At 56.6% G+C, this 16,527-nt stretch carries 14 protein-coding genes; 13 read left to right on the forward strand and 1 reads right to left on the reverse strand.

Going from position 1 to position 16,527, the window contains the following annotated elements; all coding sequences use genetic code 11:
• Positions 1-13: 13 nt before the first annotated feature.
• From PT964_RS09100 to PT964_RS09120, 5 genes are read left to right on the forward strand one after another with little or no spacing between them, the layout of a single operon-like run.
• Positions 14-2,239: a DUF5696 domain-containing protein gene (locus PT964_RS09100; protein WP_274363040.1), complete on the forward strand. Its 2,226-nt coding sequence runs from the start codon at positions 14-16 to the stop codon at positions 2,237-2,239.
• On the forward strand, positions 2,236-3,126 hold the full coding sequence (locus PT964_RS09105) for a carbohydrate ABC transporter permease (RefSeq protein WP_274363041.1): 891 nt from the start codon (positions 2,236-2,238) through the stop codon (positions 3,124-3,126). The genes PT964_RS09100 and PT964_RS09105 overlap by 4 nt, the downstream gene beginning before the upstream one ends.
• 20 nt (positions 3,127-3,146) lie before the next feature.
• Positions 3,147-4,103 carry a carbohydrate ABC transporter permease gene (locus tag PT964_RS09110; protein ID WP_274363042.1) on the forward strand — a complete coding sequence of 319 codons (957 nt, stop codon included), beginning with the start codon at positions 3,147-3,149 and terminating at the stop codon, positions 4,101-4,103.
• The gene (locus PT964_RS09115; RefSeq protein ID WP_274363043.1) at positions 4,100-5,302 is read left to right on the forward strand and encodes an acyltransferase family protein; all 1,203 of its coding nucleotides are present in this window, start codon (positions 4,100-4,102) and stop codon (positions 5,300-5,302) included. The genes PT964_RS09110 and PT964_RS09115 overlap by 4 nt, the downstream gene beginning before the upstream one ends.
• Positions 5,303-5,360: 58 nt before the next feature.
• Positions 5,361-6,503 carry a GNAT family N-acetyltransferase gene (locus PT964_RS09120; protein WP_274363044.1) on the forward strand — a complete coding sequence of 381 codons (1,143 nt, stop codon included), beginning with the start codon at positions 5,361-5,363 and terminating at the stop codon, positions 6,501-6,503.
• 627 nt (positions 6,504-7,130) lie between these two features.
• On the opposite strand, the gene PT964_RS09125 is transcribed toward PT964_RS09120, so the two are convergent.
• Positions 7,131-8,159 carry an LCP family protein gene (locus PT964_RS09125; protein WP_274363045.1) on the reverse strand — a complete coding sequence of 343 codons (1,029 nt, stop codon included), beginning with the start codon at positions 8,157-8,159 and terminating at the stop codon, positions 7,131-7,133.
• Positions 8,160-8,276: 117 nt separating this feature from the next.
• Between PT964_RS09125 and PT964_RS09130 the strand changes: the two genes are divergently transcribed.
• From PT964_RS09130 to PT964_RS09165, 8 genes are all read left to right on the forward strand, one after another.
• A complete protein-coding gene (locus tag PT964_RS09130; protein ID WP_274363046.1) occupies positions 8,277-9,341 on the forward strand; it encodes an ABC transporter ATP-binding protein in 1,065 nt (354 codons plus the stop codon).
• Positions 9,341-10,141 carry an ABC transporter permease gene (locus PT964_RS09135; protein ID WP_274363047.1) on the forward strand — a complete coding sequence of 267 codons (801 nt, stop codon included), beginning with the start codon at positions 9,341-9,343 and terminating at the stop codon, positions 10,139-10,141. Before PT964_RS09130 ends, PT964_RS09135 begins: the two co-directional genes overlap by 1 nt.
• 9 nt (positions 10,142-10,150) lie before the next feature.
• Complete coding sequence (locus tag PT964_RS09140; protein ID WP_274363048.1) at positions 10,151-10,936, forward strand: ABC transporter permease; 786 nt, start codon at positions 10,151-10,153, stop codon at positions 10,934-10,936.
• Positions 10,937-10,969: 33 nt separating this feature from the next.
• Positions 10,970-11,437 (forward strand): thioredoxin-dependent thiol peroxidase, encoded by a 468-nt coding sequence (gene bcp / locus PT964_RS09145; RefSeq protein WP_274363049.1) that lies wholly within the window; start codon positions 10,970-10,972, stop codon positions 11,435-11,437.
• Between the two features lie 74 nt (positions 11,438-11,511).
• On the forward strand, positions 11,512-11,847 hold the full coding sequence (locus PT964_RS09150) for an Hpt domain-containing protein (protein ID WP_274363050.1): 336 nt from the start codon (positions 11,512-11,514) through the stop codon (positions 11,845-11,847).
• A gap of 88 nt (positions 11,848-11,935) precedes the next feature.
• Positions 11,936-12,922, forward strand: coding sequence for an AAA family ATPase (locus PT964_RS09155; protein ID WP_274363051.1), 987 nt, complete (start codon positions 11,936-11,938; stop codon positions 12,920-12,922).
• On the forward strand, positions 12,919-14,091 hold the full coding sequence (locus PT964_RS09160) for a DUF58 domain-containing protein (protein ID WP_274363052.1): 1,173 nt from the start codon (positions 12,919-12,921) through the stop codon (positions 14,089-14,091). Before PT964_RS09155 ends, PT964_RS09160 begins: the two co-directional genes overlap by 4 nt.
• The gene (locus tag PT964_RS09165) at positions 14,060-16,480 is read left to right on the forward strand and encodes a transglutaminase-like domain-containing protein (protein WP_274363053.1); all 2,421 of its coding nucleotides are present in this window, start codon (positions 14,060-14,062) and stop codon (positions 16,478-16,480) included. Before PT964_RS09160 ends, PT964_RS09165 begins: the two co-directional genes overlap by 32 nt.
• Positions 16,481-16,527 lie beyond the last annotated feature (47 nt).

Genomic DNA, 16,527 nt, shown 5'->3' on the forward strand with positions numbered 1-16,527 from the left:
GGGGAGACGAACGATGAAGCGCCATTTACCGCGTATTATCGCCTGGGTTTTTGTCTTGGCATTCGGCATTTATGCTTTCTATCATCTGGAACGGTTCGAAATCGAAAAAGGGACATTGGGCAACGGCCAAACGCAAGAGGACGTGCAGTACCCTCAAGAGACGATCGACAGGCTGAAAAATTTGGATCAATACTCGCTGGCAGCCGAAACGGACCGTCTTGGCCTGTATATCGAACCGGCTACCTCATCCGTCGCGGTGAAGGATAAGCAAACGGGCGCCCTCTGGATGTCCGCCTCGAATATACCGGATGAAGTGATCGGCGGCAGCCAGCTGCTTCGAAACAGCGTAAAGGCGCCGGTGAATTTTACGTACACCGATTTTTCCAGGCCGATCCATGAGATTATTTCGTCCAACTCGATTTCTTCCGTACCGAAATTGCAATATGAAGACATTGCGGACGGAAAAAGGGTCATCTACTCGTTCGAGAAGCTCGGCATCGAGTTTGCAGTCGAATATACGCTGAAAGACGACCTGCTGGATGTGTTTATTCCGGCGTCGCGCATTAAGGAAAAGACGCAAAACTTGCTCGTCTCCGTCGAACCGCTGCCGAACCTCGGCGCTGCCTCGGACGAGGATGACGGGTATATGTTTTTCCCGGACGGAAGCGGTTCGATCGCATACTTCAAAGAGGTCCACCCGCAATATTTGACGAAATATTCCGCGATGGTATACGGCTCGGAAGACATCTTTAAAAATACGAACCAGCCTCCGGAGAACGCTTACCTGCCCGTCTTCGGCGTTCACAAGAACGGGGACGGATACGTAGCTTATGTCGCCGAAGGGGAATACGAGGCGAAAATCAATTACTATCCGAGCGGATATACGATTAACGTAAACCGGATTTCAAGCGAATTTACGTACCGGCGCATGTATGACGCGGCGGTAAGGCGCGGGGAATTCGTGAACCGCGTCGAAGAGAAGATGACCGCGAACGACCACCGGCTGCAATACGTGTTTCTGCCGAAGGAATCGGCCGATTATTCGGGAATGGCGAACAAGTACCGCGAATATTTGGTCGAAAGCGGCAAGCTGCACAAAAAAATCGGCGATGCGAAGGAAATACCGGCGGCCGTCGATTTGTTTATGGGCATTGAAGAGAAGCGCGTTCTCGGAGACCGGTTTATAAAAGCGACCACGTACGAGCAGGCAAAGCAATTTATTAAGGACATGAAGGATCAAGGCGTACAATCGTTGAGCATTTCCTTAGTCGGCTGGATGCACAACGGCGTCGACGATTTGCCGGACGACCATCGTGCGGCGGCAGAGCTCGGCGGCGCAGCGAAGCTGAAGGAGCTGACGAAGTTCGCGAAGGATAACGGCGTCGAGCTGTATTTGAATTACAACAACGCCATGGGCTTCGGCGAAAACCTCCGGCTGACGAAGACGTTGGACGTGATGAAAACGCCGAGCCGCATGCCGCTTGAAAATGTGTTCATTGAAATGCTGATGCTCAATGCCGCGAGGGCAAAGGAGAAATTCGACGGCGGGGCCGCCGAGACGATTGCAGGTTACGGGCCTTCGGGGATCGACTTTGCGGCTTACGGTGAAATGGCGGTAGCCGACTACAACGAGTGGCACCCGCTGACCCGCGAAGGCACGGTCCGAACGTGGCTTGACATGATGCAGGAGTCGCGGGAGCAGAACGGCAAGGTTGCAGTAAGAGGCGGCAATCAGTACGTGCTTTCGATCGCGGACCGGATCTTGGACATTCCGCTGAGGGATACGGGATACATGTATGCCGACGAAGCGGTGCCGTTCTTCCAGATGGTCGTGCACGGATACGTTCCGTACAGCGGGGACATTCCGTTAAACATTCATTACAATCAGCGGGAGCTGTTCCTGAAATGGGTGGAATACGGAAGCATGCCTTACTATTTCTTGACCAGAAACAACCCGGAGGAGTTCCGCTTTACGCATTACGACGATTTGTTCAGCTCCACGATGAAGCAATGGTCTCCGGTGCTGGTCGAGCAATACAAACAAATCAACGAAAAATTGGGCCATACATGGGGCCTAACGATTACAGGACATAAGATTTTGCAGCGGAACGTATACGAAACGACGTACGAGGACGGAACGAAAGTGATTGTCAATTATAATACGACGGCGTATTCGAGCGGCGCATTGACGGTGAACGGCATGGATTACGCCGTGATTCAAGGAGGGAACGCACAGTGAAAATAGGACTCGAAAGACGGAAAATGTGGAGCGGATATTTTTTCATTTCACCGTGGTTCCTCGGCTTTCTCGCTTTCCTCGTGTACCCGCTCGCCAAATCGCTGTACATGAGCTTTAACGAGCTGAAAAGCGTTTCGGGCATGGAGATGCAGTTTGTCGGATGGGATAACTACTTGCGGGCGTTTTTGAAGGATATTTATTTTATCCCTCTCTTTTATAACTCCGTTACGAGCGCCATCGTGGAAATTCCGCTCATTCTCGTATTTTCGTTCTTTATCGCCACCTTGCTGAACCAGCAGGTGAAAGGGCGGGCGTTCTTCCGCGCCGCGTTCTTCCTGCCGGTTATTATCGGCTCCGGCTTCGTCATGAACGAGCTGCTGGGTCAAGGGATCAGCGCGCTGTCTACGGCTGCTCCGGATCCGACGCAGCAAAATTCCGGTGTGCAGAACGGCCTCTCGATTCCGATGGAAATCGCGGTTTACTTGCCGCCGGATTTGTTTGAAACGCTGACGGACATTATGGATAAGCTGACGCTCGTGTTTTGGAAGACGGGGATTCAAATCCTGATCTTCCTTGCGGGACTTCAGGGGATCTCGGAATCGCTGTACGAGTCCGCCCGCGTAGACGGCGCGACGCCTTGGGAGATGTTCTGGAAGATCACCTTTCCGCTAATGACGCCGGTGCTGCTGCTGAACAGCATCTTTACGCTCGTCGATTCGTTCACGGAGATGCGAAACCAAGTGATGCTGTATATTAAACAGGTTGCTTTCACGAACATCGAAATGGGCTATGCCGCAGCGCTCGGGTGGATTTACTTCCTGTTTATTTTCTTGATCATCGTCGTTATTTTTGCGGCGACACGCAAAAAAATTTATTACGCCAGCTAAAGCGGAAGGGGGGTTACGGCATGCAGCAAATCCAGCGGGCTTCGGCGCATCCAGCGCAGACGAACACGAAAACGAGCACGTTCGCGCAAAAGCTTTACCATCTGCAAATCGGCTTTCGGATTTACCGGCTGTTCATTTATTTGTTTTTGATCGGTCTGTCGTTCGTATTTTTATACCCGTTCCTGTACATGGTCACGACGTCGTTCAAATCGGTGCCCGATCTCGTGGATCCGACCGTATATTGGGTTCCGAAATCGTTCAATATTAATAGCTACTTCACTGCGTACGCCTTGCTGAATTATTGGGATTTCTTTAAAAATTCCGCGTTCTTAACGGTAGTGACAGTGGCCGGGCAGGTCATCTCCTGCTCCATCGTCGGCTACGGCTTCGCCCGCTTTAAGTTCCCGGGACGGGAAATTTTGTTCGGGCTCGCCATGTTCTCGATGGTCGTCCCGCCGCAGACCATTATCGTTCCGCTCTTTATCCAATATAAGGAGATGGGCTGGATCAACTCGTATTTGCCGATGATCGTGCCGAGCTTCTTCGGCCATGGATTAAGAGGCGCGCTGTTCATCTTCATATTCCGCCAGTTTTTCCGAGGGCTGCCGCACGAGCTGGAGGACGCGGCGAGAGTGGACGGTTGCGGCGCCGTTCAGACGTTCATTCGGATCATTATCCCGATCGTCGTTCCGCCGCTGCTCGTGACAACGATTTTGTCGATCGTTTGGCACTGGAACGACTACTTCGAGCCGTCGATCTATATTATCGACAAAGCGAAATTTACGCTGCCGATGATGCTGCCGATGCTTACCCAGTCGCTCAATCAGCAATCGGGAGGAACGATAACGGCCGCGAATATCGACCAGGCGACCGTAATGGCGGCTTGCTTGTTCGTCATGCTGCCCGTGTTGGTCCTTTATTTCGAGCTGCAGCGTTATTTCATGCGGAGCATCGAGCGGTCGGGGATCGTCGGGTGAGCCGAAAGATCGAATATTTGGACGGATTGCGCGGGACAGCCGCCTGCATCGTTGTGTCGGCCCATATTTTCCAAGTATTTATGCCGTCGGTGTTCGAGGGCAGGGCGGACATCGCGCATTTCGCGTTTGAGACGTTCGCCTCCCGCACGCCGCTTAATTTGCTGTTCAACGGCAATTTTTCCGTATGCCTCTTCTTTGTGCTGAGCGGCTACGTGCTGAGCTATCGGTATTTTCATACGAAACGGAACGCAATCATATATTCCGGGGCGGCCAAACGATATTTTCGTTTGGCTGTTCCCGCTTTCGTATCCGTGCTTCTTGCCTTTGCGGTCATGAGGCTTGGGCTGGGCTATTTCGATGAGGTCAGCGGCATTACGCGCTCGTCCATGATCGATCCGTATGACGCGGACCCGGGCGCGTTGTCAATGGTTCGCGAGGCGTTCTATCATACGTTTTTTACGTACGGCTTTCAATACAATCCGGTGCTCTGGACGATGACGTACGAGCTGTTCGGCTCGTTTATGATCTTCGGCTTTTTGCTTCTGCTCGGAAAGTTTCGAATTCGGTATTTGGCCTATGCGGCTTTGATCTGGTATTTTGCGGATTCGTATTATTTGGGGTTCGTGCTTGGGCTGCTGCTCAGCGATTTGCGGAATAGCGGGCGGATGGGCGCGCTTCAGCGGTTGAACCGTCCTTGGGTGAACGTGCCGCTCGTTTTGGCGGGAGTTTACTTCGGGTCGTATCCATACGCAGGTACCGAAGGAACGGTTTACGAGGTGTTGGCGCTGCCGGTCGCGAATGTCAATTTGTTCGTCTTTTACCATATTGTCGGCTCGTTCCTTCTCATGATCGCACTGTTGAATTCAGGATCGATGCAGCGGCTGTTCGGGAGCAGGCTGTTTGCCTATTTGGGGAAAATCTCGTTCTCGCTTTATTTAGTGCATTTTACGATCATCTGCTCCTTCTCAAGCTTTCTGTTATTGCAGCTTCGCGATGTTTTATCGTACGGGCATAATCTATTATTGACAACGCTTGCATCTGTTGTGATCATATTTGTGACGGCACACTTGATGTACCGGTTCGTGGACGCGAAAACTGTGGAGACGCTGTCGCGGTGGAGCGGAAGACGGTTCGGCCGCGAGCGCCGGCGGGGGCAGGAACTTGAGCTTGAGTCGCGAAAGGTATTGAATGCGGAGTAAAAGGCATGTAGTGTTGAGTGAAGTATATAGCATTAGTGATTAAAGGAGTGATCGCGGCATGGTCGAGATTCGTATGTTAACCGATGAAGAAATGAAAGAGGCGGTTCGTCTATCCGACAGCACGTTCCGGGATGCGGAACAGCCCTCGATGGGGCCGGCGTTTCCGTACATTTTTAATGATATGATGCGGCACTTGTCGTTCGGCGCCTTCGAGGACGGGCGGCTGATCTCCTTCATGGGGCTCGTGCCGTGGGAAATCGCGGTCGGAAAAGCAACGCTTCGGGTGTTCTCGCTCGGCTCGGTATGCACTCATCCGGATGCCCGGGGCAGAGGCGTGGCGAGTCTGGTGCTCCAGAATATTTACGAGTTTATTAAGGAGGCCGGGGGATCTTTGCTGTTTGTCTCCGGCGGCCGCACCTTGTATACGCGCACCGGCTGCGCTTTCTTCGGGCGGGTTAGGCGCTTTGCGTTATACAAAGATTCGGTTTCTCATATTGCACGCATGGGCTCCGGGGATGCTTCTCCTGTCGAAATACGCGAGATGGTGCCGGCCGATGTTTACGATTTGAAGGATATCGCTTCAGCCAGGCCGGTTCGGTATGAGTTCGGCGTGAACGAGCTGTCCGCTTTAATTAAGGCGGAGGCGCATGCGAGCTGCATTAAGATGAAGCACCGCGTGTTGGTAGCGCAACGTTCGGGGCGCACGGTCGGGTTTGCGGTAATCGCGGTTCCGCGGGACGGCGGGAAGTCCGGGCTGTTGATCGAGCAGGCGGGGGATGCCGATGCGGTAGCTCAATTGCTGGGCGCCGCTGTGGAGCGGTTTGCGATGAACGGGCTGAGCATTCCGGTGGCGTGGCACGAGACGGAGCTTTGCAGCCTGCTGGAAGGCTTGCCTTCGTCCGAGGAAGGGCATTTGGGCACGGTTCGGATTATGGACGCCGATGCGCTCGTTGCGCAGCTTCGTCCGTGGCTGGCGGAGCGGAATGCGGCGCTCGCGGAGCGTCTGCGCATCGAGGAGCGCGGCGACGGCATGTGGGCCGTGCATGCGGGCGGCGAGACGCTCGAAGTGACGAAGGAGGGGCTTGTCGCGCTGCTGTTCGACAATGCGAACGCAGCGCAGGGCGCCAAACCGGAGGCTGGCGCACTGAGCGGCTTGTTCCCGGTGCCGCTTCCTTATCCGGGCGGCTTGGCCTATATTTAAGCCGGAGCCGCAGCCGGGTTGAAGCTGCGTGCAATCGGGAGTAATGTGTCCGCTAGCACCAAACCTTGGTGCTAACGGTTCGGCGCATGGATGAAATGCGGCGGTTAGTACCAATAGTTGGTGCAAAGTGGCGGGCGATCTAGTCGGCGATCACTTCTGCGCGGACCACGGAAACCTGCTACCATGATGATCCGCGACCACGGTGACCCGCGACCATGGTAACTCGCGACTTAACGGAATCGGATGTCCGCTAAAAGTTTACATAACCCTAAAATCTATCAAATAGCGGAACGAGATGACCGCTAATCGCACAAAATCGGCCGGTTTTACCGGTTTTCAGCGAATTAGCGGACATCCTGTTCCGCTAAATGGCCGTTTCGGGCCAATTCCGCCGATTTAGCGGACAATCCGTTCCGTTAGCTAAACCGCCAACCGCCAACCGCCAACCACCAACCACCAACGACCAACGACCAACCACCAACGACCAACCACCAACCAACCACCAACCACCAACCAACCAACCACCAACCAACTACCAACCAACTACCAACCAACTACCAACCACAAACTACCAATCAAATAAAGGGCGTTCCCGGTCAGACGACCAAGGGAAACGCCCTTTATACATTACTCCAGCGCCTGCATCTGACGGTCGGCCTCGGCGGCGGCATTCGCCCCGGCCGGAGGCTCCGGCGTCTTCGCAAGCACATCCTTGACGTACTCGCGCAAATCCTCGGAATCCGCCTCCAAGACAGACGCGCCTCGGCGCGTAACCTCTCGCAGCAAATCCGACGGCGGAATTTGCACGCCCTGCACCTGCTGCGCCTTCGCCTCGAAGCCGAGCGCGGCCAGCTTCAGCATCTCCGTCACGCTTAAGTTCGTCTCGATGTACGGGTCGATCGCGTTCAAAATTCGCGGAAGCCGCACCAGCGACGTCGTCGACTGCAGCTTCTGGGCGAGCGCCGTCATAAACTTGCGCTGCCGCTCCGTCCGCGAATAGTCGCTCAGCGCGTCATGGCGGAACCGCACGTAGCCGAGGGCCGTTTTGCCGTCCATATGCTGGAGGCCCTTCTTCAAATGGATGTCGTACTCGGGGCCGTCCGCGCGGCTCGTGTAATTCATGTTTTTCTCCACGTCGATTTCGATGCCGCCGATTTCGTCCACAAGCTTGATAAAGCCTTCAAAATCCGTATAAACGTAATATTGAATTTCGAGTCCGAGCAAATCGCTTACCGTCTGCATCGCGAGCTTCGGCCCGCCGAGGACGATCGCCGTGTTGATGCGCTCCGAGCCGTGCTCCGGAATTTTTACATAAGTGTCCCGCAAAATCGAGAACAAATGCGCTTTCTTCGTCACCGGATCGATAGAGGCTACCATGATCGTATCCGACCGCGGCACCTCGTTCTTCTTCAGTCCGCGCGAGTCGCCGCCGAGCAGCAATATATTTACGCGCTGCGTGCCCTCCCATTTCGGAGGCGTATATTGAACGGTATCCGGAGTATCTTTCCCAATATTGCCGTTAGGCTTATCAAATTGCGCAAAGCGGGATTCCTCGTGAGAGTCGTTGGCAAAATCGAAAAATGAATAGCCGTAATACCCGACGATCCCGACGAATGCCGCAATGAGCACCCACATTGCCGTCTTCCATGTCTTCATGTCTGCTTTCCTCCGATATGGGGTAATGATATCATTATCACTAGATTATTCGTATATTATAAGGGCATCGATTAACGGCATCAAGAAATTATACTTATTTTTCTAGGAGGTAAAGTTTTGCTTGCGATTGAAGTAGCGCAGCTGCGCAAGGAATTTACGGTGCAAAAAAGCCGGGAAGGGCTGAAGGGAGCGCTTCGCGACTTGTTTAACCGGGAATATAAGCATGTAACGGCAGTGAACGATATATCGTTTCAAATCCCGAAGGGCGAAATATGCGGATACATCGGCGAAAACGGCGCGGGCAAATCGACCACGATCAAAATGCTCACGGGTATCCTCGTTCCTACCTCCGGCAAAATCGAAGTGAACGGCTACATTCCATATAAAGAGAGAGAAGCGTTCGTTCGCAACATCGGCGTCGTCTTTGGGCAGCGAAGCCAGCTTTGGTGGGACATCGGCGTGATCGAATCGTTCAACCTGCTTCGCAAAGTATATCGGGTGCCCGAGGCGGACTATAAGCTTCGGCTGGACGAGCTGGTTGAGCGCCTGTCGCTGCAGGAGCTGCTGAACCGGCCCGTACGCAAGCTGTCGCTCGGCCAGCGGATGCGGTGCGAGCTGGCGGCGGCGCTCATCCACAATCCGTCGATTTTGTTTTTGGACGAGCCGACGATCGGGCTTGATATCGTCGTCAAGACGGAAATCCGCGAATTTCTCAAGTCGCTGAACGAAAGGTACGGCACGACGATATTGCTGACGACGCACGATTTGCAGGATATCGAAGCGCTGTGCTCCCGCGTCATTATGCTGGATGACGGCAATATCATCTACGACGGCGGGCTTCAAGAGCTGAAGGATACGTGGGGCCAAGGCAAAGACGTCGTATTCCAATTCGGAGAAACGATGCCGCTCGCGCGTCTCGCAGCTCTGACGCCCGGCCTGTCCGTCGAATGGACGCTCGAAAACGAGTATTCCGCCAGAGCGCATCTCCCACGCGGCGCGAACGTGTCCGAGGTGCTCGGCAAAATCGTCGGGGCGGCGGACATCCGCGACATTAAAATTTTCGAGACGAACACGGACGACATCGTTCGGGAAATATATAAGACGGGCTCCGCGGAAAAGCGGGACCCCGCAGCCGAAGCGGCTTCGGAACGCGAGCCGGTCTTGCAGGGGGCGGGACGGTAATGGCAGCCGCCTCGGCTTATTTGGAAATCATAAGAATGCGATTTTTGATGATGCTCGCGTACCGGGTCAACTATTACAGCGGCATCGCCATTTATGCGATCAACATCGGCGCTTATTATTTCGTTTGGAATGCGATCTATGCGGGCAAGCCAACGCTTGGCGGCTTTACCGCGGTGCAAATGTCGACCTATATCGCCGTGTCCTGGATGGCCCGGGCGTTCTATTTCAACAATCTAGACCGGGAAATTTCAAGCGAAATCCGGGACGGGAGCGTCGCAATACAGTTTATTCGTCCTTATCAATATATAGTCGTAAAGATGATGCAGGGATTCGGCGAGGGCGCCTTCCGGCTGCTCATGTTTTCGACGCCGGGCATGATCATTGTGTCGCTGCTGTTCCCGGTCGAGCTGCCAAGGGACCCGGCTCTGTGGGGAATGTTTCTGGTCATGCTGTTGTTCAGCTTTCTGATCAACACGCAAATCAACATACTGATCGGTCTGGCCGCATTTTTTATGGAAAGCAGCGAAGGGCTGATGCGCATGAAACGGGTGGCGGTCGATTTGTTTTCGGGGCTGATCGTCCCGCTCAGCTTATTTCCCGCATGGGCTCGGACGGCGCTGGAGTGGCTGCCGTTTCAGGCGATCACATACTTGCCTTCCTCGGTGTTTACCGGGCGTACGGCGGGAGACGCGGCATTGCAGGCGCTCGGCGTGCAGGCGATCTGGTTCGTCCTGCTCATCGTCCCGCTCGTATGGATGTGGCGGCAGGCGCGGCAGCGGCTGTTCGTACAGGGAGGTTAGGCAAAACAGATGCATACGGCCGGCATTTTTCTCGATTATTTGAAAACTTATATAAAGACGAGACTCGCGTACCGCTCGAACTTTTGGGTGGAAGTATTTTCCGACCTGTTGTTTCTCGTTATGAACCTGCTGTTTATCGTCGTCATTTTTGAGCATACCGACAATTTGGGCGGCTGGACGCGGGATCAGATCATTTTTATATACGGCTTCTTTATGATTCCTTGGAGCGTATTTTCCGCATTTTTCAATCTCTGGGGCTTTACGGAGCGCTATATCGTCAAAGGCGAGATGGACCGCGTCCTTACGCGGCCGGTGCACAATTTGGCGCAGCTGATGCTCGAAAACATGGACCCTTCGGCGCTGATCAGCGGACTGATCGGCTTCGCCATCATGGCGTACAGCTGGCCGCACTTGGATGTATCGCTGAGCTGGTGGGACCCGCTCGTGTTTGTCGTGCTCGTCGCAGGCTCCGTGGCGATTTACGGCGGCATTTATATCGCGCTTACCTCGCTGTCGTTTTATACCGACGCGCCGACGGGCATTTTGCCGCTCATGTGGAATATCCAAAGCTACGGGCGGTATCCGATCAACATTTACAATAAGCTGCTTCAATTCGTGCTGAAGTGGATTCTACCCTTCGCTTTCGTCGGCTTTTATCCCGCGGCGTATTTTTTGGAGGCGGGGTCCGTGCACCGGACGGCCTTATTGACGCCTGTCGTCGGCGCCGTGTTTCTTGCAATCGGCTTACTGCTGTGGAATCATGGGGTGAAAAGGTACCGCGGCGCCGGTTCATAATTAAGGGTTACCTATCAAAGGGGTGTTAGCAGCATGACATTGGTCGAGGTAGGAAAAGAAGTGCCGGATTTTACGCTCCCCGCATCGAACGGGAAGTCGTTCACGTTAAGCAAATATCGGGGCCGCAAGGTCGTCATTTACTTTTACCCGCAAGATATGACGCCGACCTGCACGGAGCAAGCGTGCCAGTTCCGGGATTACAACGGCCGATTCAAGCGAAACAAAATCGTGGTCGTCGGCATTTCGCCGGATCCGATCAAGTCGCACGGCAAATTCGCCGAAAAGTACGAGCTGCCGTTCCTTCTGCTGTCCGACGAAGATTTGAAGGTGAGCAACCTGTTCGGCGTATGGACGATGAAGAAGCTGTACGGACGGGAATATATGGGCATTGAGCGGTCCACCTTTTTGATTGATGAGGAAGGGAAGCTCGCGAAGGAATGGCGGAAGGTCAGAATCAAGGATCACGCGGAGAAGGTGCTTGAGGCGGCAAAACAAATATAGAGCAACGGAAAGACCGCTTCGGCTATGGAAGTCAAAGGGCGGTCTTTTCCATTCCATTAGGGGGCAGAAAAAAGGTGGACGATAAAGAGAAACGGCTGCGAAGCATCATAGATGAAACAAGGGCGCTATTTGCCTCGGGGCTGCGGGAGAAAGCCGCGGAAGCCGCCGATTGGGTCGGCCGGTGGCGGGAAGGAGACGTCAGCGACGAAGTGCTGATCGAGCGGCTCTATCGGATCACTCACAATTTGAAAGGCGTCGCTTTAACGCTGGGATTTGACGAGGTGCACGATATTGCGGAGAAGGTCGCCGAGTTCAAGCGCCGTCAAGAGCGGGAACCGGCCGAGTCTAAGGAAATGGCAGAGCTGGCGGAAAGCGTGTTGAGACTGGCATCGATTCGCATAGACGATTAAGAGAAGCTTGCTAGAAATGTCTAAAAGATTCGCAGACGGGGCAAACTGAGCATATAACCTATGGTTTTCGGAAACAGGAGGTATGCTCATGAGAGGGCCGCGCAGCGAAATATTGTGGGACCGCCCTCAAGCTATGCTTGAGGGTATTGTGCGTTACGTAGAAAAAATCGTAATAGGAAAGAGAGAATCGATAGAGCACGTTCTTGTCGCTATTTTGTGCGGGGGGCACGTGCTGCTGGAGGATGTGCCCGGCGTCGGGAAGACGCTGATGGCGAAGACGATCGCGAGAACGCTCGGCTGCGAATTCGGACGCGTGCAGTGCACGCCGGATTTGCTGCCGTCCGATGTGACGGGAGTGTCTATTTACCGGAAGGCGCTGGAGACGTTCGAGTTCCGTCCGGGGCCGATCATGGCGAACATCGTGCTGGCGGACGAGCTGAACCGGACGCCGCCGAAGACGCAGTCCGCACTGCTGGAGGCGATGGAGGAGCGGCATGTGACGGTGGACGGGGAGTCGTACCGGCTGCCGGAGCCTTTCGTCGTGCTGGCGACGCAAAACCCGCACGGCTTCGAGGGCGCGTATCCGCTGCCCGAGGCGCAGCTCGACCGATTCCTGATGAAAATCGGTCTCGGATATCCGACTCCGGAGGAGGAGGAGTCGCTGCTGTCGCGCGCGGACGCCGCAGCGCCCGAGCCGCGGGCGCTGCTTACGATCGACGAGCTGCGCGAGCTGCAGCGGCAGGCGTCGGCGACGCTGGCCGACTCTTCCATCAAGCAGTACGTCGTACGGCTTGTCCATGCGACGCGGCGCGCGAGCGAGCTGTCGCTCGGCGCAAGCCCGCGCGCGTCGATGGCGCTGCTGCGCGCGGCGCAAGCGCAGGCGCTGCTGCGGGGACGCGGCTTCGTCGTCCCCGACGACGTGAAGGCGCTCGCCGTGCCGGTGCTCGCGCACCGGTTGGCCGTGCGCCCCGAAGCGGCGTACGCCGGCGCGACCGCGGAGCAGGTGCTGCGCCGCATTCTGAAGGAAACGCCGGTTCCCGCGGCAACTTCCTCATACGGAGGGATCGCGCGATGAGAACGAACGGGCTGCTGGCTGCGGCGGCATGGTGCTTGCTGGGCGGCGCTTACTATGTTCGGGGCGGCTTCGCGTTCGGCTTCGTGTTTTACGCGTACAGCTTGATATGCGCATACGGCCTGCTGGTCGCTTGGATCGGCTTGCGGGGGATGAAAGCGAGCCGAATGGTGTACGGCGCCGACGAATATGGCGGCAGCGGCCGGCTCGTGCTGACCGCGGGCGACGAAGCGTCCGTCGATATCCGGCTGCACAGAAGCTTTGCACTGCCGCTTCCATGGATCGTCATCCGCGACCGCGCGGGCGATTGGCAGCATGACCGTCTGTGCGGGCCGTGGCTGACCTCCGAGATGAAATACAGCTACGTGCTGCCTTTGCCGAAACGAGGGATATACCGGTTTCACGATCTGGAGCTGTGGGTCGGCGACCCGTTCGGCATTATGCTGCGGAAGGTTCGCGTTAGCATGGCTCCGCTTGAGGCTGTCGCCGCGCCGCGACCGCTAGTGTTTGCACCCCATACGGAGCAGGCGCTGCTGACAAGGCAAACGGACGACCGGCACATAGGAGACTTGAGACAATACCGCGAGGGCGATTCGTCCTCGAGAATTGTTTGGAAGACGGCCGCCCGCTCGGACAAATGGCTCGTTCGAACGCCTGCGAGCGAAGCCGAGGCCGGACACACGGTGGTGTTGGCGGACGTCTTTCTGCAGGCGGATGAGGAAGAGCGGCGGCAAGCGGCGGATTTTCTCGCAGAGGCGTCTGCGAGCGTCTGCGCTTTGCTCGGCAGAAGCCGCCGGCGGTTTCAGCTGCTCGGTACGGCCGCTTCGGCGCTTCACATGCCGATTCCGGGCACATGGCAGGCCAAGCTTGCCTTGCTTGAAGCAGCCGAGGAGCCTTCGCTTGCGGGGGCGTCGGCCGCTGCGGCAGCCGGCGGAGCGGAAACCGCCATCGTGGTGACGGCTCGCGCCGATGCGGAAACAGTCGCGCTGTGCCGAACGCTGCGGTCTCGCGGCATCGACGTCATCTGCGTCTTCGCCGCGGCTTTCGGGCGCAGCCGGATGATCCAGGGCGACGCCGTCCGCTGGATCGAAGCGTCCGGCTGCCGAATCGTCGATGTGAGCGGATTGGGAGGTGCGTACGATGAGCGTCCGTCCGTCGCCCTTACTTCCTGAGCAGGAGCAGGGCGCAACGCGCAGAAGCGGGGGCATCCTGTACCATACGCTCGTATCCGTATTCGTATTTTTGCTTATCCTCGAGTGGCTGCGTCCGCTGACGGCCATGGCGGAAATTACCGACATTCACCGGATCAATCCGTTTATTTGGTCGGTCGCGACATTCCTTGTCGTCGATGCGCTGCGGGTGCCTGGCGCGATCGGCTGGCCGCTGAAGCTATTGCTGACCGCAGGATGGGTCGGCTATTGGTTTCGGACGGAGTCGTTCTTTGCCGGATCGTGGTGGTTTGAAATTCCGGCCATCCTTTCCGCCGATGCCGACAGACTGTTGAACGGTTCGTATTTCGCCATAAGCCCCGAGCTTCGAACGTTCGTATTCCTGATCGGCTGGGCTGCGCTCGTATACGCCGCGTTTCGCATCGTAGCGGATCGCGGCCAAGGCATATGGTTCGTCGGGGCGACGATCGGCTTTCTGCTTTTGCTTCAGCTGTGGCCGGGCATCGATACGAACGAAGGCTTGCTTCGAGCGTCGTTGTCGGGATTGCTGATGCTGGCCGTACTGAACGCCCCGAAATGGGAAAAGGCTTCAGGCTTCGCCTTCTCGGGCGGAAGAGGCTCGATCGCGGCGGCTGCAACGGCCGGGGCGATCGTCGGAACGGCCGTGCTAGGCGGCGGTTATGCGCTGTCCGCGTCGCTTCCGAGGCAGGTGGAGCCCGTCGAGGTCGAAGGCGTGATCGACTGGGCGCAGCAATTCGGCGCGGGCAACGTTCCGGCGGCGCTTGAGACGAAAACCGGCTACGACTCATACGACGGGAATCTTGGCGGCCCGATTACGCAGGACGATTCGGTCGCGTTCATAGCGCGTTCCTCGAAGCCGACCTATTGGCGGGGCGAATCGAAGGACGTCTACACCGGCCGCGGCTGGAGGGAAAGCGCGCTTACGGACGGCAGCGAGGTATTCGAAGCCGATTTGAAAAGCGTTTACGCCTTAAACGGCGGAGCGCTCGGGGCCGGCATTTACGGTTCTTACAGAGCTTACGACGATCGGCCTGGGGAAACGGTGCAGCAAGAGGTGCAAGTCGTGGATGAAGCGCTGTCTCAGCTCGTATTCGCCGGCGGCAAGGTGCTTCGCTTTGCGCAGTTGAGCGCCCGCAGCGGCGATTCGGTTTCCGACATTCATATTCGCCATGACGCCGAGAACGGCTCGTACTTCGTCGGTACGGATTCGATCACGCTTGCATCCTACGCATTCGAAGCCGCCGTTCAGACGGGCGGCGAGGAGAAGCTGCTCCTTGATCGGGGGACGGTGCCGGATGACGTCTCCGGCCGGTATCTTCAGCTGCCGGACAGCCTGCCTTCCAGAGTGAAGGAGCTGGCGCTCGAAATCGTGAAGGAGCTTCCGCGGAACCGGCTGATGTATGTAATGGCGGTTCAGAAATATTTGCACGAGAACTACGCTTATACGCTGGACACGAAACATCCTCCGAGAGGGGCCGATTTCGTCGATACGTTTCTGTTTGAAGACCGTCAGGGCTATTGCAACCACTTCTCCACGGCGATGGTCGTCCTGCTGCGGTCGCTCGGGATTGAAGCAAGGTGGGTCAAAGGCTTCGCGCCGGGCGCTGCGGATGCGGAGAGCGGGGACTTTATCGTGCGTGCGAAGGATGCGCATTCTTGGGTAGAGGTATACTTTCCGGAGTCGGGCTGGGTGCCGTTCGAGGCGACGCCGGGCTTCGGATATGCCGCTGCAGCCGCAGCGGGAGCGGGCGGTGCCGAACGGACGGTGAAGGCCGTAAACATGATGCTGCCCGCAGGGCTGACCGCATCCGCAGGGAAGGTTGCGACAGCAAACCTTACACAAAACAACGGGCTGGGACAAAACGAAGTTGTCGACGGGCCGTACGCCCGCTTCGCCGGCCGGATGAAGGAAGCTGCTGCGCGCGTATGGGGAGAGGCGAAAGAGCAGCTGGATCGAGCAAAGCGGCTGTACGACGCGGCGGCGGAGCAGGATCCGCGGGTTCCGCCGGCCGTTGCAGGCCTCGCTGCCATCGGAATCGCCGCCGCGGCCGCCCCGTATGCCGTCAAGCGGCTTTCACCTCACCGGAGGCCGCGTTCCAAGACGCGGCACAGCCGCCGCCGGGATGCGGCGGCCGACGCGGCGCTTGCGCGGCTCGATCTGTTTTGGAAGCGTGTATACCGCAAATACGGCAAGCGTTCGTACGCCTCCACACTGCGGGAATATGTAGAAGGCTTGCCGGCGGAAAGCCGCTCCGAGCTGCTCGAGCTTGTCAAATACGACGAGTGCGTGCGGTTCGGCGGAGATCCGGGCAGGCGGGCGACGCGTCAATGGCTCGACGAAATTTGGCGCCGGGTAGTGTCGTCCAACTAACCGCGGGCAAAATAAAACGGGCTATCCCTAGCGCATGCGGCATTGCA

This window comes from Paenibacillus thermotolerans, assembly GCF_028745515.1.
Taxonomy (GTDB): Bacteria; Bacillota; Bacilli; order Paenibacillales; family YIM-B00363; genus Paenibacillus_AE; species Paenibacillus_AE thermotolerans.

Excerpts from the sequence above, each read along its gene's own strand:
- PT964_RS09100 (WP_274363040.1), top strand. The coding sequence starts at position 14 with ATGAAGCGCCATTTACCGCGTATTATCGCCTGGGTTTTTGTCTTGGCA.
- PT964_RS09110 (WP_274363042.1), top strand. The coding sequence starts at position 3,147 with ATGCAGCAAATCCAGCGGGCTTCGGCGCATCCAGCGCAGACGAACACG.
- PT964_RS09120 (WP_274363044.1), top strand. The coding sequence starts at position 5,361 with ATGGTCGAGATTCGTATGTTAACCGATGAAGAAATGAAAGAGGCGGTT.
- PT964_RS09125 (WP_274363045.1), bottom strand. The coding sequence starts at position 8,159 with ATGAAGACATGGAAGACGGCAATGTGGGTGCTCATTGCGGCATTCGTC.
- PT964_RS09135 (WP_274363047.1), top strand. The coding sequence starts at position 9,341 with ATGGCAGCCGCCTCGGCTTATTTGGAAATCATAAGAATGCGATTTTTG.
- PT964_RS09140 (WP_274363048.1), top strand. The coding sequence starts at position 10,151 with ATGCATACGGCCGGCATTTTTCTCGATTATTTGAAAACTTATATAAAG.
- bcp (WP_274363049.1), top strand. The coding sequence starts at position 10,970 with ATGACATTGGTCGAGGTAGGAAAAGAAGTGCCGGATTTTACGCTCCCC.
- PT964_RS09155 (WP_274363051.1), top strand. The coding sequence starts at position 11,936 with ATGAGAGGGCCGCGCAGCGAAATATTGTGGGACCGCCCTCAAGCTATG.
- PT964_RS09160 (WP_274363052.1), top strand. The coding sequence starts at position 12,919 with ATGAGAACGAACGGGCTGCTGGCTGCGGCGGCATGGTGCTTGCTGGGC.
- PT964_RS09165 (WP_274363053.1), top strand. The coding sequence starts at position 14,060 with ATGAGCGTCCGTCCGTCGCCCTTACTTCCTGAGCAGGAGCAGGGCGCA.